This window comes from Faecalicoccus sp. LCP19S3_E2 (assembly GCF_052121255.1).
GTDB lineage: Bacteria > Bacillota_I > Bacilli_A > Erysipelotrichales > Erysipelotrichaceae > Faecalicoccus.
In genome coordinates this window covers 1-17,790 of record NZ_JBQKEP010000009.1, presented here as the reverse complement: position 1 = coordinate 17,790, position 17,790 = coordinate 1, and the positions used below count along the sequence as shown (strand labels likewise).

The following is a 17,790-nucleotide window of genomic DNA, read 5'->3' as shown; positions in this document are numbered from 1 at the left end:
GAAAACGGACAAAAGCGTTGTTGTTTGAATGGAATCAATGTGATCCATCATCGCCTAGATACAAAGAAATTCCAAAAGAACTGTTTGGTGAATTCGAAGAAGGCTCTAAGGTACATACGCCTTTTTACTGTAATTTAGCTAAAAACATCCATATTGGAAAGAATGTAACGATCATGCCGTATTTTAAATGTATGAGTGCAGGGCAGGTCTATATGGAAGACGATGTTCGTATTGCCTTGGATGTAAAGGTGATCACAAACAATCATGATTTTTACGATCGAGATATCTTAACAGTGGAAGATGTGCGGATTTGTAAAAATGCCTGGATCGGAGCCGGTGCCACGATCTTGCCAGGCGTGACGATTGGAGAAAATGCCATTGTCGGTGCCGGAAGTGTTGTGACCAAGGATGTGGAAGCCGATACGATCGTTGTGGGGAACCCGGCCAAACCCATCAAAAAATTAGATTCAAATCGGTTTTAGTATGTTATACTTTTTAAAAAAGTGAGGAAATGTATGGAGTATCAGGCTGTATTATTTGATTTAGACGGAACATTGCTTCCAATGGACCAGGAACAATTTGTGAAAACATATTTTGGATTATTGGTTCAAAAGGTTGCCCCTTTAGGGTATGATGCCAAACAACTGATCGATTCGATCTGGAAGGGAACCTATGCGATGATTCAAAACGATGGTTCGTGTATGAATTACGATCGTTTCTGGGAAGTGTTTGTTTCGATTTACGGAGAAGAAAAACTGAAGGACAAAGAAGTATTTGACTCTTTTTATGCCCATGAATTTCAAGCGGCCAAACAAGTCTGTGGGTTTAATCCATTATCGAAAAAGATCGTGGATGCCTGTAAGAAAAAGGGAAGAGTGGTATTGGCAACCAATCCTATCTTTCCACAGGTGGCCACACATTCAAGGATTCGCTGGGCAGGGTTAGAACCGGATGATTTTGAATACATCACAACGTATGAGAACTCCCGTTTCTGTAAGCCGAATCCATATTATTATCGGGAAATCCTGGAGCAAAGGAATCTGGATCCTCAGAAATGTTTAATGGTAGGCAATGATGTACAGGAAGATATGATCACCATGGAACTGGGAATGGATACGTATTTGATTACGGATTGTCTGATCAATTCTAAAAATAAGGATTTAAATGTGTATAAAAAAGGGAATATGGAAGATTTTCTACAGTTTATAGCGTCTTAAAGGCGCTTTTTTCATGAAAAAAGGATCGCGAAGATCCTAAAGTATTTGAATATTGTTTTTGTAACATTCTTCGATCATATCTTCCGGCCAGATGCTTGCCTGTACTTCACCGATATGAGCTTTCTTCAATAATAACATGCACAATCGAGATTGACCGATACCGCCTCCGATCGTATAAGGCAATCTTTGTTCTAAGATGGCTCTATGGAAAGGAAGCTGTAATCGTTCTTCTTTTCCTTCTTTACGAAGCTGTTCCACCAGACTGTTTTCATCGACACGAATTCCCATGCTGGAGATTTCTAAAGCACACTGTAAAGGTTCATACCAGAATAAGATATCCCCGTTTAACCGCCAGTCATCATAGTCCGGTGCACGACCATCGTGCTTTTCACCGTTAGATAGCTTGTCGCCAATCTTCATGATAAAGACACAGCCCAGTTCTTTGGTGATGGCATTTTCACGTTCTTTAGCCGTATAGGCTGGATATTTATCTAAAAGCTCCTGCGTTGTGATGAAGTGAATTTTATCCGGTAAATGGTTAACCGCTTCTGGATACTTATACCAGACTTCATGCTCCATATGTTTGATGACTTTAAAAATCGTGCGAACATGTTGCTTGAGAACATTTTCTGTTCTTTCTTCTTTTGTCAGTATTTTTTCCCAGTCCCATTGATCTACATAGGCAGAATGCAGGTTATCTAATTCTTCATCTTTACGAATCGCATTCATGTTGGTATATAAGCCTTCATGCAGTTGAAAGCCATATTTCTTTAAAGCCATACGTTTCCATTTAGCTAAAGAATGTACGACTTCTATACGTTCATCACCAATATCCTTCATTGTAAAATGAACCGGTTCTTCAATGCCGTTAAGATCATCGTTTAACCCGGAACGTTTTTCAACGAATAACGGGGCGGAAATACGAAGCAGATTCATCTCTTTTCCAAATTCGTGTTGAAAAGTATCGCGAATATATTTAATGGCTTCCTGTGTCTGACGAACGGATAGAACAGGATTGTAATGCTCTGGAATTGTTAATTTCATAGTCTTTCTCCTTAAAATATGAACTATTATATCATATCAAATGTAAAAATATATGAAAAGTTTCATCGTGTTACATTGACTTACATCTTTTGAAAGAATACAATGTAACCATGACTTATAAACGCGGAGGATGAGATTATGAAAAACTTATTAAAATGTGGTCTTGCGCTGGCGGCGGCTTTCTCTTTGGCAGCTTGTTCAGGTGGAGGCCAATCCGAAGACACAACGAAAATTGGAATCATTCAGCTGGCCGAGCATCCGGCTTTGGACCAGGCCTATGAAGGCTTTATGGATGGTTTAAAGGAAGCCGGATATACAGAAGAGAATACGACATTTGATTATCAAAATGCTTCAAACGATCAGTCAAACTGTGCTACGATCGTGGATAAGTTTGTGAATGATGGTGATGATCTGATTTATGCGATTGCGACACCATCAGCGCAAACAGCAGCTAAAAAAACAAGCGATATTCCTATCATTGTCAATGCCGTGACCGATCCGGCAGCTTCAGGAATCGTTAAGGATAATGAAGAACCGGGAGGAAATGTAACAGGCGTTAGTGATTTAACACCGGTGGAAAAACAAATTGAGCTATTGACACAGATTGTACCGGATGCCAAAAAGGTAGCGGTTATGTACTGCAGCAGCGAGGATAACTCCAAGATTCAGGCTGAAATGGCCGAAAAGGCATTGGACGCTGCTGGATTGGAATGGCAGGAAGCTACTGTAGCGGATTCCAGCTCTATTCAGCAGGTGACAGAATCTTTAATTGGTAAAGTCGATGCGATCTATATTCCAACCGATAATTTATTAGCGGAAGGTATGTCTGCAGTAGCTCAGGTTTCCAATGCGAATGGAATTCCATGTATTGTCGGAGAAAGTGGCATGGTAGAAAACGGTGGTTTGGCAACTTATGGTATTGATTATCATAAACTGGGTGAAATGGCAGCTAAACAGGCTGTAGAAATTTTAAAGGATGGAAAATCACCAGCTGAAATGCCGATTGAATATCTAGATCCGAAAGACTGTGTTTTGACGATCAATAAGAGTGCTGCAGAAGAACTTGGTATCACTATTCCGGATGATTTAGCGGCAAAAGCAGAAATGGTAGAAACGGCAGCATAATCATGAGTATTTTATTGGCTATGCAGGGTGCCTTGAGCCAGGGGATCCTATGGGGATTGATGGCTTTAGGTGTCTATATCACGTTTCGATTATTAGATATTGCCGATTTGACGGTAGATGGCTCTTTTGCGACTGGCGGAGCTGTCTGTGCTGTCTGTCTGGTCAATGGTGTAGATCCGGTCTTGTCTTTGATTTTAAGTACGATTGCCGGATTTATCGCCGGCTTTGTGACAGGTTTTTTACATACAAAATGTCAGATTCCGGCTATTTTGGCAGGAATACTTACGCAAATTGGTTTATATTCGATCAACTTACGAATCATGGGGCGCTCCAACACGCCGTTACTTCAATATGATAATATTTTTGAGGGATTGGAAAACCTGACAGGTCTTTCCAATAACTGGATTGTTTTGATTATTGGATTGATCGTTACGATTTTGGTGATCGTAATCTTATATTGGTATTTTGGAACAGAGATTGGCTCCAGCATTCGTGCGACCGGAAATAATGAGCAGATGGTACGTGCCTTAGGCGTGAATACCAATGTTACTAAAACTTTGGGCTTGATGATCTCCAATGGTTTGATTGCCTTATCCGGTGCTTTGGTCACACAACAACAAGGCTATGCGGATGTGCGTATGGGAATCGGTGCTATCGTTATCGGGCTGGCTTCTATCGTAATCGGTGAAGTAATCTTTGGTTATAAAGGTGCATTTGGAACGCGTCTAACTTCCATCGTTGTCGGCTCTGTAATCTATCGTATCATTGTGGCGGTTGTTTTACAGTTAGGGCTAAATACGGATGATTTAAAGCTTTTGACGGCAATTTTAGTCGCAATAGCCCTGACTGTTCCAATCGTTATGAATAAACACAAACAGCTTTCTATGTATAAGAAGCTGACCGGAAAGGAGCGTTAACATGCTGGAGATCAATAAGGTATCGAAGACGTTCAATCCGGGAACCGTCAATGAAAAGAAGGCTTTGAATGCGATTGATTTAGTGGTAAATGAAGGTGATTTTATTACGATCATCGGTGGAAACGGTGCTGGAAAAAGTACGATGATGAACATGGTTGCCGGTGTATATCCAATCGATTGTGGAACTATTTATTTGGATGGAAAAAATATTTCGCTTTTGGCAGAATACCAGAGAGCGCAAATGATCGGACGTGTTTTTCAAGACCCTATGTTGGGAACAGCTGCCGATATGGCCATTCAGGAAAATCTGGCAATGGCGAATCGTCGAGGCAAGAAAAGAGGCCTGCGCTGGGGTATCACACCTAAGGAAAAGGAAAATTTCCATGAACAGCTAAAGCGCTTAGGATTAGGTTTGGAAGATCGTATGACATCAAAGGTAGGTTTGTTGTCCGGTGGGCAAAGACAGGCTTTAACGTTATTGATGGCTACATTGATCAAACCAAAGCTGTTATTGTTGGATGAACACACAGCGGCATTAGATCCAAGGACGGCGAAAAAAGTATTGGATTTGACGCAGGAAATCGTCAGTGAACAAAACCTGACAACTTTGATGGTTACGCATAACATGCAGGATGCGATTCATATTGGCAATCGTTTGATTATGATGCATGAAGGGCAGATCATTTATGATGTTAAAGGAGAAGAAAAGAAGAAATTAAAAGTTTCGGATCTTTTAAGAAAATTTGAAGAAGCCAGTGGTGAAGAATTTGCCAATGACCGTATGATGTTAGGATAGGAGGAATCGAAATGAAAATTCGTTTTGAAGAAAGAAAAGATCTAAAAGAGAAACCAACCGGAAATCTGGGATTTGGCAAGTATCAGACCGACTATATGTTTGTCATGGATTATGAAGAAGGACAAGGTTGGCATGATGCGCGTATCGTACCTTATGGACCGATTGAATTTGATCCGGCCAGTATGGTCTTACATTATGCGCAGGAAACCTTTGAAGGAATGAAAGCGTACAAAGCCAAAGATGGACGTATCCTGTTGTTTCGCCCGGAAATGAATGCACGACGCTTTATCAATTCCAATAAACGTTTAAGCATGCCGATCATTGAAGAAGATGATTTTGTACAGGCTGTAGAAGAAATCGTTCGTGTGGAAAAAGACTGGATTCCAACAGGTGAAGGCGAATCTCTGTATATTCGTCCATATATGTTTGCGACGGAAAAGGCTATCGGCGTACATCCTTCGCACTCTTACAAGTTTATCATTATTTGTTCACCGGTAGGTGCATATTATCCGGAAGGTGTCAATCCGGTTAAGATTTATGTAGAAGATGAATTTGTTCGTGCGACAGTGGGTGGAACCGGATTCACAAAATGTGGTGGAAACTATGCCGGTTCTTTAGCGGCACAGGTCAAAGCCGAAGCTTTAGGCTATACACAGGTATTATGGTTAGATGGTGTAGAACGTAAATATGTGGAAGAAGTAGGTTCTATGAACGTAATGTTTGAAATCAATGATACGATCATTACAGCACCGACCGAAGGAACGGTTTTACCGGGTGTTACACGTGATTCTATCTTACACATCTTGCGTGACTGGGGTTACAAAGTCGAAGAAAGACATTTGGCCATCGATGATCTGATGAAAGCCGGACATGATGGTACATTACAGGAAGCCTGGGGAACCGGAACCGCTGCTGTTATCAGTCCGATTGGGGAATTGTATTATAAGGGTGATGTCGTGCAGATCAACGACTTTAAAACCGGTGCTTTGACACAAAAGATTTATGATACATTAACTGGTATTCAGTGGGGTGATCTGGAAGATACCTACGGTTGGACACATGAAGTAAAATAGAAAGAAGAAGTTCTGTGCAGGCACGGAACTTTTTTTCTACGGGAGAATGTATGGATTATAAAAAGAGGATTCAAAGCAAAGACGGTTATGTAGCGCACTTTACTAAAACACCATTTACCTTACAGGAAAAGACAAGAAAGCTTTGTCAGTCACATGATCAAGATCCTGACAACAAAGAAATCTTACAGACTTTATTTGGTACTTGTTGTGATCATGTCAATATTGCACCGGGATTTCATTGTGATTATGGCTTTAATATTCATTTTGATGGATTTTGTGTCATTAATTATAATTGTGTGATATTGGATACATCACCGGTACATATTGGAAATGGCGTTTTTATTGGGCCGAATGTCACAATAACTTGTGCCGGGCATGGCGTGTTTCCAGCACAGCGAAAAGAAGGAATGAATACGTCCCAACCCATTACCATTGGTGAAAATGTGTGGATCGGAGCTAATTGTGTCATCTGTCCGGGGGTAACGATCGGAAAGGATTCTATCATCGGTGCTGGAAGCATCGTAACCAAAGATATTCCGGAAGGTGTTATTGCCTTTGGCAATCCATGTCGGGTGCAACGCAAGATTACGCAGGAAGATCGCCTGGCATACAGTGAAGGAATGGAAAAAGAATAAATTGAAAATTTCTTTCATAAAAATGTTGCGTTCTTTTCATTTATGGAGTATCCTATAGTAAACCAAGGCGGAAGAGATCAAACAGAAAGATGTGCGCCAAGCGAGTCAGGGGTGGTGAAAGCCTGATCGTAACAGTTCTGCAAATGGACTTCCAAGGGCAAGGTGAAAACGAGTGAGTAGCCAAGACGTGACTTGTACGTTACAACAAGAGAAATGTGATAGCATTTTATATGAGTGGGTATTTTTACCAATACAGGTGGTACCGCAGATCAAGAAACGATTTGTCCTGTGTCAAAGTATTTTGACATGGGACTTTTTTCTTTTATACCCGCGAATTGCTATCCAAACAATGATAAAGAAAAGGAGAAGACAAAATGAAAACTTTATCAAAATTGGCAGCTGCCGCATTGACTTGCAGCGTATTGTTTGGATGTTCTTCATCCGGTTCGGATATTCCGACAGTCGGTGTTTCTCAGTTAGTGAGCCATACTTCACTCAACACGATTCGCGATGCGTTTGTAGAACAGATGGAAACGCTGGGGTATAAAGACGGAGAGACGATAAAATATGATTTTACCGATGCTTCCGGACAGACAAGTAACTTGACTTCGATCATGTCACAATATCAGGATGAAAAGGTTGATGCGATCGTTGCCATTGCCACACCGACAGCGCAGGCAGCGGCTAATGTATCCGATGAGATTCCGGTCGTATTCAGTGCCGTCAGTGACCCGGTTGGGGCAGGATTAGTCAAAGATATGGATAAACCATCCGGCAATATTACAGGAACCAGCGATGAAGTACAGATCGATCAGATCTTAGACCTGGCTAAAGAAATCAATCCTGAAGTCAAGACAGTTGGATTCTTGTACAATGCCAGTGAAGCCAATTCCAAGGCAAACTTAGAAAAGGCAAAGAAATACTGTGAAGAAAACGGATTGACATTACAGGAAGGTACCGGCTCTAACTTAACCGAGCTGCAGAGTGCTGCCAGTGTTCTATGTGAACAAGTGGATATCTTATTAGCACCAAATGATAATACGGTTGCCAGTGGTATGGCAGCTCTATCACAAATTGCACTCGATGCCGGTGTTCCATTCTATACCGGAGCTGATTCCATGGTGCAGGACGGTGGTTTTGCGACGGTTGGTATCGATTATGAAAATTTAGGTAAAGAAACAGCCAATATGGTGGATGAAATTTTAAAAGGTAAAAGTCCTGCCGATATACCGGTAAAGGTCTTTAAAGATGATTTGAATATTTATGTGAACCAAAAGGTATTAGATACTTTAGGAATTATCTTACCGGAAGATATTCAAAATAACGAACATTTAGTGATGATGTAAGATAGGAGTGAGCTTTGTGTCCTTGGCAATACTTGAAAGAGCGTTAGAGTTAGGATTGATCTTTTCCATCCTTTCTCTGGGCGTATATATTTCGTTTCGAATTTTAAATATTCCCGATCTGACAGTAGATGGAAGCTTTACGACCGGTGCGGCTACATGTGCGGTATGTACGGTACAGGGACATCCGATACTGGGACTTTTGTTAGGTTTTTTGGCGGGCTGTGTGTGTGGCTTGATCACAGCATTCTTACAGACAAAAATGAAAATTCATGCGTTATTGGCCGGAATCTTGACCATGACCGCTCTTTATTCCATCAATCTTAGGATCATGTCCGGCTCTCCCAATATTGCCTTGTTGAATACGGATTCCGTGTTTACGATGATTCCGTTTACTTTGTTGGTCCTGGTAGTAATCAGTGTTTGTGTGGGGCTATTCTTATTTGCCTTCTTTAAGACCAATACTGGTTTGATGTTGCGGGCGACCGGCGATAATGAAACGATGGTCAAATCCAGCAGTATCAATGTAGATACCATGAAATTTTTAGGCATGTCTCTATCCAATGGACTAGTTGCCTTATCCGGTGCTTTACTGGCCCAATACCAAAACTTTGCCGATGTGACCGGAGGAACCGGGATGATGGTATTAGGATTGGCTGGTATCATTATCGGAGAAGCGATTCTGCGCAAAAAGACGATTGGTTTTGGCCTTGCCAGTGCCATCGTGGGGGCCTGTATTTATAGGGTGCTTTACACGATTGCCCTGCAGTTTGGCATTCCGGCAACCGATATGAATATGATGTCTGCCATTTTAGTTGCCTTGACTATTTCCATTCCGTATCTAAAGAAAGTGAGGGAAAAAGAAAATGCTTAAATTAGAAAATATATCGGTCATTTTCAATAAAGGCACTTCTTTAGAGAAAGTCGCATTGGAGGATTTCAGCGCTACGATCCAGGATGGTGATTTTATCACGATGCTGGGCAGTAATGGGGCCGGAAAAAGTACATTGTTTAATGTGATTACAGGTGCATTAAAACCGGCGAAAGGAAAGATTTTTCTAGATTCGGAAGATATTACACGACAGAAGGAGCATGTACGGGCTCGCTATATCGGTCGCTTGTTTCAAAACCCGGAGCATGGAACAGCCCCGCATCTAACGGTGGAAGAAAATCTTGCTTTGGCGTATTCTTCCGGGAAATATGGAAAGTTTTCTCTGGCGGTGCATAAACAGGATCGTGCCTATTTTCAGGAAAAGCTGAAAACCTTGGACATGGGCTTGGAAGATCGTTTAAAGACACCGATCGGACTTTTATCCGGTGGGCAAAGACAGGCGGTAGCTTTGATGATGGCTGTGTTAAATCCGCCAAAGATCTTATTATTGGATGAGCATACAGCGGCTCTAGATCCTAAAAGTGCGCAAAAGATTCTGGAAATTACCAATGAACTGATTCAAAAAGAGCATATGACAGCGTTAATGATCACGCATAATATTCAGGATGCTTTGGATAATGGAAATCGTCTGTTTATCTTAAATGAAGGGAAATTGATTCAGGATATGGATTTTGCCCAAAAAAGTCAGTTAAAGCCGGCAGACATTCTAAATTACTATGCGGTTTGACAAACGGTAAAAAACAGATTAGACTAAAAGCACGAGGTATATGAATATGAGTGCAATTGATGAATTGAAATCTATTTCTACAAAAAAACATGTTGTGACCAGTATTGAGTATGACTGTCCATCTCAGGAAAAAGAAGATGAGGTTTTTGATACGGTACAAGGTATCTTAAAACATCATTTGGATGAAGTCGCAAAGATCACATATGATCTGGAAGCAGAAAACAAAGTAAAAGTTGAAGTGACACAAAACTTATAAAATTTTATTGAATTCGTTGAACGATGACAATTCCTGAGAGGGAATTGTCATTTTCTTTAAGAAGATTTTTTATTCATCCGAGAGTAAATAACGGCGATGATCAAAATGATACATCCTGCCAGAACGGTCGGTGTCTTAATAAATACATAAAGCAGAAATAATAGAGCGGCTAAAAAATAAAGAAGCATCGCAATGATATTTTTATTCATACAGACCTCCATTTCTTTTTATCCATTATAAAAAAGGGACTTTGTAAATACAAGCGTATTGTATCTATACGAAATATTAATTTGTAGATAATGTCTTTCTATGATATATTTCATACATGGTTTTTTAAGGAGGTACCTATGATAAAGATGATTCTTCAGGGAATGATTGTTGGTATTGCCAACATTATTCCGGGAGTAAGTGGTGGCACGATGATGGTGGCCATGGGATTGTATGATAAGTTGATTCACTCTATTACTCATTTAAAGAGTGAATTTAAAAGTAGTATGAAGTTATTATTGCCAATTTTCTTTGGTGCTGCTTTGGCTATTGTTATTTTATCCCGCCTGTTTGAATTTCTCTTACAGAACTATCCCATTCCGACGAATTTTGCGTTTTGCGGCTTGATTGTCGGAAGCCTGCCATTTATTTTAAAAAAGGTAAAAGGATCAAATCCCGTAAAATCAAGTAATTGGATTCCTTTGTTGATTTTCTTTGCTATTGTGGTTGGTATGGCTGTTATAGGAGAAGATAGTGGTTCAGCACAAAGGCTTCAAGTGGATCTTTTACAATTTCTTGTTTTGCTGTTTGTGGGAATCATTGCAGCGGCTACCATGGTTATTCCTGGCGTGAGCGGGTCTATGATGTTGATGCTTTTAGGTTATTATGAAACGATTTTATCTTATGTAAATCAAACTGTAGATGCTATTACAAGTTTTGATATACCGGCTTTCATCAACTGCTGTATGGTGATGATTCCGTTCGGTGTTGGCGTTGTTTTTGGTATTTTTGCGATTGCTAAGCTAATTGAATGGATTTTAATGCGTTGGGAAATATCAGCGTATTATGCTATCATTGGTTTGATAACGGCCAGTCCTGTAGCAATCCTATTAAAAACGGACTGGAGTCAATCCTCGATTATGATGATCGTTATAGGTCTGATTACTTTTATTGCAGGATGGTTTGTCGCCAGCAAACTGGGGGATGAATAATCGATAGTAAATGAACTTGCATGTTGAATTTTAGACATGCAAGTTTTTTTATATAAAGAATCGATGAGATTTACTAATATCAGAAATTAGTCCTTAACATATTCAAATTGAATGGGAAAGACTTTCTTTACCAATCAGACAAAAACAATCGGTTTATGGTATAGTGGTTCAAACGAATAAACGAAAGGAATGTAACGATGAAAAAGATACTGATCGTAGAAACCAATATACGCACATATGGAGCAATTGATAAGCCGACCGGTTTATGGTTGGGAGAACTGATTCATTTTTATGATGAAATGGTCAAGATGAACTATGAGGTGGATTTTGTCAGTCCGGCAGGTGGCTATGTGCCTATTGATCCGGTTTCCATAAAATATGCTGATTCTATCGATTATAAATGGTATAAAGATAGAGATTTTATCGATCGAGCTTTGGCAAAGACCCAAAAGCCGCAAGAGATCGATCCCTGTGCCTATCAGGCAATCTATTATACCGGAGGACATGGTGTCCTGTGGGATTTTGTAGAGAATACAGAACTGAAACAGATTGCGGAAACGATTTATGAACAAAAAGGATATATCAGTGCCGTATGCCATGGTGTAGTTGGTTTATGCCTCTAAGTGATGGTAACGGGCACCTCTACTAAAAAATAAACATGTGACAGGCTTTACCAACACAGAAGAGTTGTTAAGCCGGAAACGAAATCTGGTTCCTTTTTCTACGGAAGATGCTCTTAAAGAAAAGGGAGCATTTTATTCAAAGAAAAGATTCTTTACAAGCTATGCGATTGAGGATCAAAGACTGATTACCGGGCAAAATCCATGGTCACCCAGAACTGTCGCAAAGCTGTTGATTCAAAAACTGGAGGAAGTAGTATGAAACATGACATAAAGATTGATGTGCAAAAATGTATAGGATGCAGACAATGTATCAAAGATTGTCCGGAGCAAAATATCAGGCTGATACAAAACAAAGCACAAATTCAATCGCAGGACTGTATGAAATGTGGTCATTGTGTGGCAATCTGTCCACAAAATGCGGTAACGATGACAGGCTTTGATCAAGAACCCATTCAATGCGATCAAAAGGAAATGGATCCTAAAGAACTTTTATACACTATTCAAACAAATCGTTCTGTACGCCAATTTCAGAAAAAAGAGATTCCAAACGATGTGATACAAGATCTCCTGGAAGCAGCTCGTTATATGCCTACTGCCAGAAATATGCGAGATGTGGAACTGATCTTGTTGCAGAAAGAGCGGGAGCAGGCAGAAAAGATTGCCGTACATTTGTTTCGAAAACTTTTAAAAGGGCTGAATTTATTTAGTAAAAGATATAGAGAATTTCTAATTGATGATCATTTCTTTTTCAAAAAGGCACCTTTGGTAATCGTTGTTGTCGGTAAGGATAAAACGAATGCGGTATTGGCGGCTTCGGCCATGGCACTCATGGCCAAAGCACATGGTCTTGGCGTTTTATACAGTAGCTTTTTTACACTGGCAGCTCATACTTCTATAAAGTTGAAGCGAATGTTGAAAATTCCTAAAGGTAAAAAAGTACAGACAACGCTTGTGATAGGGTATCCTTCTATAAAGTATGCACGTGGTGTACAAAGAGAGGCGCTTCATGTCCAAAGTCGATAATTCGTTGCAGGAAGCGTGTCAAAAAAGGATCAAAGATCTCCGTAAAGATTTTTTAAGTTTGCGCACAGTCTTTTTAGCTTTGGGAGATGAAACCAGACAGCTCATCCTTTTAACATTGTTGGAACAAGAGCCAAAGGAACTTCGTGTTAATGAGCTTGCACAACATACCTATCTATCAAGACCGGCTGTATCGCATCATTTACAAATCTTAAAGAATGCCGGTCTTCTTGAATTGCGAAAAGAAGGAACAAAGAACTACTATTCTATAAAGAAAGAAACAATGATTTTTTATCAAATGAAAGAAATGTTCTCTAAAATTGAATGTACTATCAGGGAGAAACAAAACCAAGATCAATAAAATTAGAGTTAATATATAGTTTTTATAGGTATATTCGTATACAATAGATAAAAATCAACAACAAGGAGAATTTTAATGAACCAAAGAAAAGTTGCCTTATTTACTCTATGTACAGGAATTATGATATGTGGTGTTGTTCTATGGATCTTGATCAATAAGCAACAGGAAACAAAGACTGAGACTCCGAAAGGTTGTGAGGAGCACTCCGCCTGCAGTATTGATGAAACGGATAATCAAAAAGACGATTGGTTTATAGCATTAACGATGGAAGATGTGTTACAAAAACTAGAGGATCAGGAAGATGGCGTATATTATTTTGGCTATGAAGATTGTCCATGGTGCCAGGATGCTGCACCGGTTTTAAAAGAAGTGGCACAGGAACATCAGAAAGAGGTTTACTATATTAAGACCAGAGATGAAGATCATAATCTTTTGTATGATGATGAACAAAAGGAAAGAATCATCAATTATTTGGGTGAGTATATGGAAACGAATGAAGATGGTCAGCTTACCTTGTATGTACCGATGGTCGTAGAGATGAAAGATGGAAAAGTAAAGAATTCTCATATTGGAACAGTAGATAGCTATGATCCTAATGAAAGAGAAATGACAGAAGAAGAAACCAAGCAACTAAAAGATATTTATGAAGCATTCTTTAAGGAGTAAAAAAATATCAGCCGATTATAATGGAGTTAGTCGGCTGATTCTATTTATTGGATAGAAAGTGAAATATGGTTTGTATTGAATTTGTCATGAACAGGAAAAAAATAAAAAAGCCTTCATCTAAAGGCTTTCGAGACAATGTGGAGCAGGTGATGAGAATCGAACTCACGTAGTCAGCTTGGAAGGCTGAAGTTCTACCATTGAACTACACCTGCAAAGTGGTGACCCGTGGGCGATTCGAACGCCCGACCCTTTGATTAAAAGTCAAATGCTCTACCAGCTGAGCTAACGGGTCAAAAATAATGGTGCCGACTATAGGAATCGAACCCACAACCTACTGATTACAAGTCAGTTGCTCTACCAATTGAGCTAAGTCGGCACAAAATAATAATGGTGGAGGCTAACGGGCTCGAACCGCTGACCCTCTGCTTGTAAGGCAGATGCTCTCCCAACTGAGCTAAGCCTCCAATTGCCATACAATAATAGCAGATGTTTTTAGGGCAGTCAAGCATAAAATACACTGGAGCAGGTGAGGAGAATCGAACTCCCGTATACAGCATGGCAAGCTGTTGTTCTACCATTGAACTACACCTGCATTTAGTGGCTGGGGTAACTGGATTCGAACCAGTGAAATGCAGGAGTCAAAGTCCTGTGCCTTACCGCTTGGCTATACCCCAAGAAATGGTGGAGGAGGACAGATTCGAACTGCCGAACCCGAAGGAACAGATTTACAGTCTGCCGCGTTTAGCCACTTCGCTACTCCTCCATGTTTAATTGTTGGGGCTAAAAAATGGTGGAGGCTAACGGGCTCGAACCGCTGACCCTCTGCTTGTAAGGCAGATGCTCTCCCAACTGAGCTAAGCCTCCATTCATTTAGCGCTTTCTTATACTAACAAATTCTTTTTTGGATGTCAATTTTTTTCTGAAATTTTCCACAAAATTTTTATATTGGATATCCAGTCCTTTTAAATAAGCCTCTCCAATAGCTTTGTTGTGGGTACGAATCGACTTATAAACAAGCGTATCCTGATAAAAAAGATAAATCGCCGGATCTAAGATCGTATAAGTTTTTCCAAAAACAAATTTTTGACGAATACAGCCAAGTTGATCAAATAAATCTTTATTTGTACTTTTTCCTACTTGAAGACTGGTGGCATACGTATTCAAAAAATTCTGTATGGTTGTGCTTTCATCTTGCGTGAGAATCCATATGGGCAAATGAATTTGGGTAAATAATTCTTCCCAATCCAACCAATAATCCAGATATTGTTTTCCTTTTTCCGTTTCCAAATGCTCTACGATCGTCAAAAGTGTAAAGTCGGTTGGAATTTCCATTTTTTTATTCTCTGAAGAAATGATTTCTATTTTCATGATTTATACATGAATGCGCACTTATAGTATAACATAGAGTCTGACTTTTAACTATGCTATACTTATATTATATATAGAAAGTGATGAAGATTATGATTCGAGTAGGTATTGATTTAGGAGCCGATAAAATTCGACTGGTCATGGAAAACGAAGGTTTGCTCTTTGATGAGGCTTGCATGGTCGCATTAGATCAAAAAGGCAATGTACTTGCCATCGGTGATGAGGCAAAGGAAATGAAAGAATCTTTAGATCAAAAAATCCGTGTCATTTCGCCTTTATCACAAAACAAGATTGACTTTGATGCCTTACATGCTTTGTTGGAACAGCTGATCTATGACTATAAAGTTTTTCGAATGTTTAAGAAGACGGTTCTATTGTTTAGTTATCCGATGGCGCTAAATCGTCAACAAAGAGAAGAATTGAAACAGCATTTATTAGAGTTTGGAGCCTATCGTGTTTATTTTGAACAGGAAATCTGGGTGGCGGCTATCGGTGCGCAGTTAAATCTGTTTATTCCTGTTGCCAGCTGTGTATTAAATCTGGGTTCTTCTAATTGTGATATTGCCGTATTCAGTAACGGGCAGATGCAAAGAAGCAGTCAGTATAAAGTAGCGGGAAGGCATGTTAATTTGCTGATCCAAAAATGGCTGCGTCAAAGTTGTCATATGCAGATCAGCGATTCCATGGCTGAAAAGATCAAAATCAACATCGGGCAGACACAGATGCAGAAACAACCGAAAACCATGTTGGTGCAGGGTGTGAATATGCAAAGTCAAAAATTGATGTCTTTGCAGTTGGATGAAAATATGCTGGTTCCGGTGTTATATCCATTGTGTGAACAATGGGCCAGATGGATCTATCATTTTTTGTCCGGCTTGAGTCCTGAACAACAGGAAGATGTACGCATGCGAGGAATCATTTGTTGCGGCGGGACCATGTTGTTAAAGGGATTGAAGGAAAACCTGCAGAGTTTAGTCAACTGTCCGGTCTATGTAACGGATGATCCACAAAGTACCGTATCACAGGGCTTGGAAATCTTATTGGAGCGTATGGGAGAAAACGATGCTGGAAGATGAGATCTTTAAAAAATATACGGTAGATTGGAACTTGCTTGTATCTTATGGCTTTATCAAAGAAGAAAAGGGATATCGTTATGTCAGAAATCAGGTTCCCGGTTTTAAAGCGATTGTATTTGTGTTTAAGGATGGTCATGTAAAGGGGACGATATGGGATACGGCCTTGGATGAAGAATATGTTAACTATCGAATCGAAAGTCAAAACGGGGCCTTTGTTTCCGAGATTCGGGAAGCATATATCGCATTGTTAAAGGATATACGAGCACACTGTTTTAAGGAAACGCCTTTTGTATCCAGACAGGCCAATCGAATTGCACAAAGGATATTGGAGGAATATCAGGTTAGTCCGGAATTTTTATGGAAGAGAGATCCGCTTAGTGGTGTATTTCGCCATCCTAAGAATGGAAAATGGTTTGGAATCATACAACATATCAAAGCCGATAAATTAAAAGAAAAAGCACCGGGCTTTATCGATATACTGAATGTGAAGCTGGATGAACAATGTGCTGTAAAGATACTGGAACCCGGCTTTTATCCCGCCTATCATATGAATAAAAAGAGTTGGATCTCAGTTTGTCTGGATGATACGCTCAGTGATGAAGAAATCATGGATGTGGTTAAACAAAGCTATATGATCAATAGTCCGGATCCGTACTGGCTGATTCCCGCCAATGCCAATTATTATGATATGATCCATATTTTTGATAATACGGATGCCACGCTTTGGAAACAGTCGGTACCTATGTATGAAAAGGATATTGTTTTCTTATACGTATCAAGTCCTTATTCCAGTATCTTCTATCAATGTGAGATCATAGAAGCAATCTGGATCATGTATTTGAGGATGAAAATATTCATATGCAGAAAGCTATGCGTTTAAAGCTGAAAAAGCGTTATGATATTTCAGAATTTACTTTGGAACGCTTAAAAGAATATGGGATCAAATCGGTGCGAGGGCCTCGTCATGTGCCAAAAGCACTGGTAAAATTGTTGAAAGAATAAAAAAGTCAGGAAAAAGTGCATGTTTTCTTGGCTTTTTTTGATTTTGTTTGGTAGAATGATAGATGGCTATTTATGCCAAGTCATTTCATTATTCAGTAAGGAGGCGTTGTAGAATTCATGTCGAAGCAGGATAAGATCGAGATCGATGGGATCGTTGTTGACACATTACCTAATGCTGCTTTTAAGGTGAAATTGGAAAACGGACACGAAATCATGGCTCACGTTTCTGGTAAAATCCGTATGCACCACATTCGCATTTTACCAGGTGATCGTGTAACTGTGGAAATTTCACCCTATGATTTAACACGTGGGCGTATAACATTCAGAAGAAAGTAGGAGGGATTAGACAAATGAAAGTAAGACCATCCGTAAAACCGATGTGCGACAAGTGCCGAGTAATACGACGCAAGGGTCGCGTCATGGTAATTTGTGAAAACCCAAAACACAAAC

The 17,790-nt window shown here is 39.8% G+C and carries 24 protein-coding genes, 8 tRNA genes and 1 pseudogene; 22 read left to right on the top strand and 11 right to left on the bottom strand.

Annotated elements, in window-relative coordinates; translation table 11 throughout:
- Positions 1-302: 302 nt before the first annotated feature.
- Together ACTQX6_RS08850 and ACTQX6_RS08845 are read left to right on the top strand one after the other, a co-directional pair.
- Positions 303-482 (top strand): annotated as a pseudogene (locus ACTQX6_RS08850) (DapH/DapD/GlmU-related protein); the annotation flags it as partial.
- Between the two features lie 33 nt (positions 483-515).
- On the top strand, positions 516-1,217 hold the full coding sequence (locus ACTQX6_RS08845; RefSeq protein WP_294687219.1) for an HAD family hydrolase: 702 nt from the start codon (positions 516-518) through the stop codon (positions 1,215-1,217).
- Positions 1,218-1,253: 36 nt separating this feature from the next.
- Here the strand turns inward: ACTQX6_RS08845 and asnA are convergent, their stop codons facing one another.
- Positions 1,254-2,261, bottom strand: a complete 1,008-nt coding sequence (gene asnA, locus ACTQX6_RS08840) for an aspartate--ammonia ligase (protein ID WP_441657421.1) — start codon at positions 2,259-2,261, stop codon at positions 1,254-1,256.
- Between the two features lie 138 nt (positions 2,262-2,399).
- Between asnA and ACTQX6_RS08835 the strand changes: the two genes are divergently transcribed.
- From ACTQX6_RS08835 to ACTQX6_RS08795, 9 genes are all read left to right on the top strand, one after another.
- Positions 2,400-3,386, top strand: a complete 987-nt coding sequence (locus tag ACTQX6_RS08835) for an ABC transporter substrate-binding protein (RefSeq protein WP_294687214.1) — start codon at positions 2,400-2,402, stop codon at positions 3,384-3,386.
- 2 nt (positions 3,387-3,388) lie between these two features.
- Entirely contained in the window at positions 3,389-4,303 is a 915-nt protein-coding gene (locus ACTQX6_RS08830) for an ABC transporter permease (protein WP_294687211.1), read from the top strand.
- Between the two features lies 1 nt (position 4,304).
- On the top strand, positions 4,305-5,099 hold the full coding sequence (locus ACTQX6_RS08825; RefSeq protein ID WP_168966351.1) for an ABC transporter ATP-binding protein: 795 nt from the start codon (positions 4,305-4,307) through the stop codon (positions 5,097-5,099).
- 11 nt (positions 5,100-5,110) lie between these two features.
- Positions 5,111-6,172 carry a branched-chain amino acid aminotransferase gene (locus ACTQX6_RS08820; protein WP_205141279.1) on the top strand — a complete coding sequence of 354 codons (1,062 nt, stop codon included), beginning with the start codon at positions 5,111-5,113 and terminating at the stop codon, positions 6,170-6,172.
- Positions 6,173-6,222: 50 nt separating this feature from the next.
- On the top strand, positions 6,223-6,807 hold the full coding sequence (locus tag ACTQX6_RS08815) for a sugar O-acetyltransferase (protein WP_294687207.1): 585 nt from the start codon (positions 6,223-6,225) through the stop codon (positions 6,805-6,807).
- A 374-nt stretch (positions 6,808-7,181) separates the two neighbouring features.
- Positions 7,182-8,153: an ABC transporter substrate-binding protein gene (locus tag ACTQX6_RS08810; RefSeq protein ID WP_168966345.1), complete on the top strand. Its 972-nt coding sequence runs from the start codon at positions 7,182-7,184 to the stop codon at positions 8,151-8,153.
- A gap of 16 nt (positions 8,154-8,169) precedes the next feature.
- Entirely contained in the window at positions 8,170-9,024 is an 855-nt protein-coding gene (locus tag ACTQX6_RS08805) for an ABC transporter permease (RefSeq protein ID WP_294687203.1), read from the top strand.
- A complete protein-coding gene (locus tag ACTQX6_RS08800; protein WP_117446482.1) occupies positions 9,017-9,769 on the top strand; it encodes an ABC transporter ATP-binding protein in 753 nt (250 codons plus the stop codon). The genes ACTQX6_RS08805 and ACTQX6_RS08800 overlap by 8 nt, the downstream gene beginning before the upstream one ends.
- A 46-nt stretch (positions 9,770-9,815) precedes the next feature.
- Positions 9,816-10,025: a hypothetical protein gene (locus ACTQX6_RS08795; RefSeq protein WP_229035628.1), complete on the top strand. Its 210-nt coding sequence runs from the start codon at positions 9,816-9,818 to the stop codon at positions 10,023-10,025.
- A gap of 56 nt (positions 10,026-10,081) precedes the next feature.
- Here ACTQX6_RS08795 and ACTQX6_RS08790 read toward each other — a convergent pair whose 3' ends face one another.
- Entirely contained in the window at positions 10,082-10,234 is a 153-nt protein-coding gene (locus ACTQX6_RS08790) for a hypothetical protein (RefSeq protein WP_168966343.1), read from the bottom strand.
- Positions 10,235-10,372: 138 nt separating this feature from the next.
- On the opposite strand from ACTQX6_RS08790, the gene ACTQX6_RS08785 reads away from it, so the two are divergent.
- The 6 genes from ACTQX6_RS08785 to ACTQX6_RS08760 all read left to right on the top strand — a co-directional run bounded on the left by ACTQX6_RS08785 (position 10,373) and on the right by ACTQX6_RS08760 (position 13,894).
- Entirely contained in the window at positions 10,373-11,224 is an 852-nt protein-coding gene (locus ACTQX6_RS08785; RefSeq protein WP_117446493.1) for a DUF368 domain-containing protein, read from the top strand.
- A gap of 197 nt (positions 11,225-11,421) precedes the next feature.
- The gene (locus tag ACTQX6_RS08780; protein WP_294687201.1) at positions 11,422-11,847 is read left to right on the top strand and encodes a type 1 glutamine amidotransferase domain-containing protein; all 426 of its coding nucleotides are present in this window, start codon (positions 11,422-11,424) and stop codon (positions 11,845-11,847) included.
- A 37-nt stretch (positions 11,848-11,884) separates the two neighbouring features.
- Positions 11,885-12,106, top strand: a complete 222-nt coding sequence (locus tag ACTQX6_RS08775) for a hypothetical protein (RefSeq protein WP_294687199.1) — start codon at positions 11,885-11,887, stop codon at positions 12,104-12,106.
- The gene (locus tag ACTQX6_RS08770; RefSeq protein ID WP_294687198.1) at positions 12,103-12,870 is read left to right on the top strand and encodes a nitroreductase family protein; all 768 of its coding nucleotides are present in this window, start codon (positions 12,103-12,105) and stop codon (positions 12,868-12,870) included. Before ACTQX6_RS08775 ends, ACTQX6_RS08770 begins: the two co-directional genes overlap by 4 nt.
- Positions 12,854-13,228 carry an ArsR/SmtB family transcription factor gene (locus ACTQX6_RS08765; RefSeq protein WP_168966337.1) on the top strand — a complete coding sequence of 125 codons (375 nt, stop codon included), beginning with the start codon at positions 12,854-12,856 and terminating at the stop codon, positions 13,226-13,228. Before ACTQX6_RS08770 ends, ACTQX6_RS08765 begins: the two co-directional genes overlap by 17 nt.
- Before the next feature lie 75 nt (positions 13,229-13,303).
- On the top strand, positions 13,304-13,894 hold the full coding sequence (locus ACTQX6_RS08760) for a transporter accessory protein (protein WP_294687195.1): 591 nt from the start codon (positions 13,304-13,306) through the stop codon (positions 13,892-13,894).
- Positions 13,895-14,032: 138 nt separating this feature from the next.
- Here ACTQX6_RS08760 and ACTQX6_RS08755 read toward each other — a convergent pair.
- The 9 genes from ACTQX6_RS08755 to ACTQX6_RS08715 all read right to left on the bottom strand — a co-directional run bounded on the left by ACTQX6_RS08755 (position 14,033) and on the right by ACTQX6_RS08715 (position 15,262).
- Positions 14,033-14,106, bottom strand: a tRNA-Gly gene (locus ACTQX6_RS08755).
- Between the two features lie 4 nt (positions 14,107-14,110).
- A tRNA-Lys gene (locus ACTQX6_RS08750) sits at positions 14,111-14,186 on the bottom strand.
- Between the two features lie 8 nt (positions 14,187-14,194).
- Positions 14,195-14,270: transfer RNA gene (locus ACTQX6_RS08745), tRNA-Thr, on the bottom strand.
- 12 nt (positions 14,271-14,282) lie between these two features.
- A tRNA-Val gene (locus ACTQX6_RS08740) sits at positions 14,283-14,358 on the bottom strand.
- Between the two features lie 54 nt (positions 14,359-14,412).
- Positions 14,413-14,486: transfer RNA gene (locus tag ACTQX6_RS08735), tRNA-Gly, on the bottom strand.
- Positions 14,487-14,492: 6 nt separating this feature from the next.
- Positions 14,493-14,568 (bottom strand) — tRNA-Gln (locus ACTQX6_RS08730).
- A gap of 5 nt (positions 14,569-14,573) precedes the next feature.
- A tRNA-Tyr gene (locus ACTQX6_RS08725) sits at positions 14,574-14,657 on the bottom strand.
- A 25-nt stretch (positions 14,658-14,682) separates the two neighbouring features.
- Positions 14,683-14,758, bottom strand: a tRNA-Val gene (locus ACTQX6_RS08720).
- Positions 14,759-14,764: 6 nt separating this feature from the next.
- Positions 14,765-15,262 (bottom strand): hypothetical protein, encoded by a 498-nt coding sequence (locus ACTQX6_RS08715; RefSeq protein WP_294687053.1) that lies wholly within the window; start codon positions 15,260-15,262, stop codon positions 14,765-14,767.
- A 92-nt stretch (positions 15,263-15,354) separates the two neighbouring features.
- Between ACTQX6_RS08715 and ACTQX6_RS08710 the strand changes: the two genes are divergently transcribed.
- From ACTQX6_RS08710 to rpmJ, 5 genes are all read left to right on the top strand, one after another.
- On the top strand, positions 15,355-16,338 hold the full coding sequence (locus ACTQX6_RS08710; RefSeq protein ID WP_294687056.1) for a rod shape-determining protein: 984 nt from the start codon (positions 15,355-15,357) through the stop codon (positions 16,336-16,338).
- Positions 16,325-17,218 carry an MmcQ/YjbR family DNA-binding protein gene (locus tag ACTQX6_RS08705; RefSeq protein WP_294687058.1) on the top strand — a complete coding sequence of 298 codons (894 nt, stop codon included), beginning with the start codon at positions 16,325-16,327 and terminating at the stop codon, positions 17,216-17,218. Before ACTQX6_RS08710 ends, ACTQX6_RS08705 begins: the two co-directional genes overlap by 14 nt.
- Entirely contained in the window at positions 17,197-17,340 is a 144-nt protein-coding gene (locus ACTQX6_RS08700) for a hypothetical protein (protein ID WP_294687060.1), read from the top strand. Before ACTQX6_RS08705 ends, ACTQX6_RS08700 begins: the two co-directional genes overlap by 22 nt.
- A gap of 117 nt (positions 17,341-17,457) precedes the next feature.
- Positions 17,458-17,676, top strand: coding sequence for a translation initiation factor IF-1 (infA, locus tag ACTQX6_RS08695; RefSeq protein WP_117446501.1), 219 nt, complete (start codon positions 17,458-17,460; stop codon positions 17,674-17,676).
- Between the two features lie 14 nt (positions 17,677-17,690).
- A partial coding sequence (rpmJ, locus tag ACTQX6_RS08690; protein WP_173446955.1) for a 50S ribosomal protein L36 occupies positions 17,691-17,790 on the top strand: 100 nt, incomplete at its 3' end.

Coding starts and splice junctions, on each gene's coding strand:
- ACTQX6_RS08710 (WP_294687056.1), top strand. CDS start 15,355: ATGATTCGAGTAGGTATTGATTTAGGAGCCGATAAAATTCGACTGGTC.
- ACTQX6_RS08790 (WP_168966343.1), bottom strand. CDS start 10,234: ATGAATAAAAATATCATTGCGATGCTTCTTTATTTTTTAGCCGCTCTA.
- ACTQX6_RS08715 (WP_294687053.1), bottom strand. CDS start 15,262: ATGAAAATAGAAATCATTTCTTCAGAGAATAAAAAAATGGAAATTCCA.
- ACTQX6_RS08830 (WP_294687211.1), top strand. CDS start 3,389: ATGAGTATTTTATTGGCTATGCAGGGTGCCTTGAGCCAGGGGATCCTA.
- asnA (WP_441657421.1), bottom strand. CDS start 2,261: ATGAAATTAACAATTCCAGAGCATTACAATCCTGTTCTATCCGTTCGT.
- ACTQX6_RS08765 (WP_168966337.1), top strand. CDS start 12,854: ATGTCCAAAGTCGATAATTCGTTGCAGGAAGCGTGTCAAAAAAGGATC.
- ACTQX6_RS08795 (WP_229035628.1), top strand. CDS start 9,816: ATGAGTGCAATTGATGAATTGAAATCTATTTCTACAAAAAAACATGTT.
- ACTQX6_RS08780 (WP_294687201.1), top strand. CDS start 11,422: ATGAAAAAGATACTGATCGTAGAAACCAATATACGCACATATGGAGCA.
- ACTQX6_RS08760 (WP_294687195.1), top strand. CDS start 13,304: ATGAACCAAAGAAAAGTTGCCTTATTTACTCTATGTACAGGAATTATG.
- ACTQX6_RS08820 (WP_205141279.1), top strand. CDS start 5,111: ATGAAAATTCGTTTTGAAGAAAGAAAAGATCTAAAAGAGAAACCAACC.
- ACTQX6_RS08825 (WP_168966351.1), top strand. CDS start 4,305: ATGCTGGAGATCAATAAGGTATCGAAGACGTTCAATCCGGGAACCGTC.
- ACTQX6_RS08815 (WP_294687207.1), top strand. CDS start 6,223: ATGGATTATAAAAAGAGGATTCAAAGCAAAGACGGTTATGTAGCGCAC.
- ACTQX6_RS08800 (WP_117446482.1), top strand. CDS start 9,017: ATGCTTAAATTAGAAAATATATCGGTCATTTTCAATAAAGGCACTTCT.
- ACTQX6_RS08700 (WP_294687060.1), top strand. CDS start 17,197: ATGCAGAAAGCTATGCGTTTAAAGCTGAAAAAGCGTTATGATATTTCA.
- ACTQX6_RS08705 (WP_294687058.1), top strand. CDS start 16,325: ATGCTGGAAGATGAGATCTTTAAAAAATATACGGTAGATTGGAACTTG.
- ACTQX6_RS08845 (WP_294687219.1), top strand. CDS start 516: ATGGAGTATCAGGCTGTATTATTTGATTTAGACGGAACATTGCTTCCA.
- ACTQX6_RS08835 (WP_294687214.1), top strand. CDS start 2,400: ATGAAAAACTTATTAAAATGTGGTCTTGCGCTGGCGGCGGCTTTCTCT.
- ACTQX6_RS08770 (WP_294687198.1), top strand. CDS start 12,103: ATGAAACATGACATAAAGATTGATGTGCAAAAATGTATAGGATGCAGA.
- ACTQX6_RS08810 (WP_168966345.1), top strand. CDS start 7,182: ATGAAAACTTTATCAAAATTGGCAGCTGCCGCATTGACTTGCAGCGTA.
- infA (WP_117446501.1), top strand. CDS start 17,458: ATGTCGAAGCAGGATAAGATCGAGATCGATGGGATCGTTGTTGACACA.
- ACTQX6_RS08785 (WP_117446493.1), top strand. CDS start 10,373: ATGATAAAGATGATTCTTCAGGGAATGATTGTTGGTATTGCCAACATT.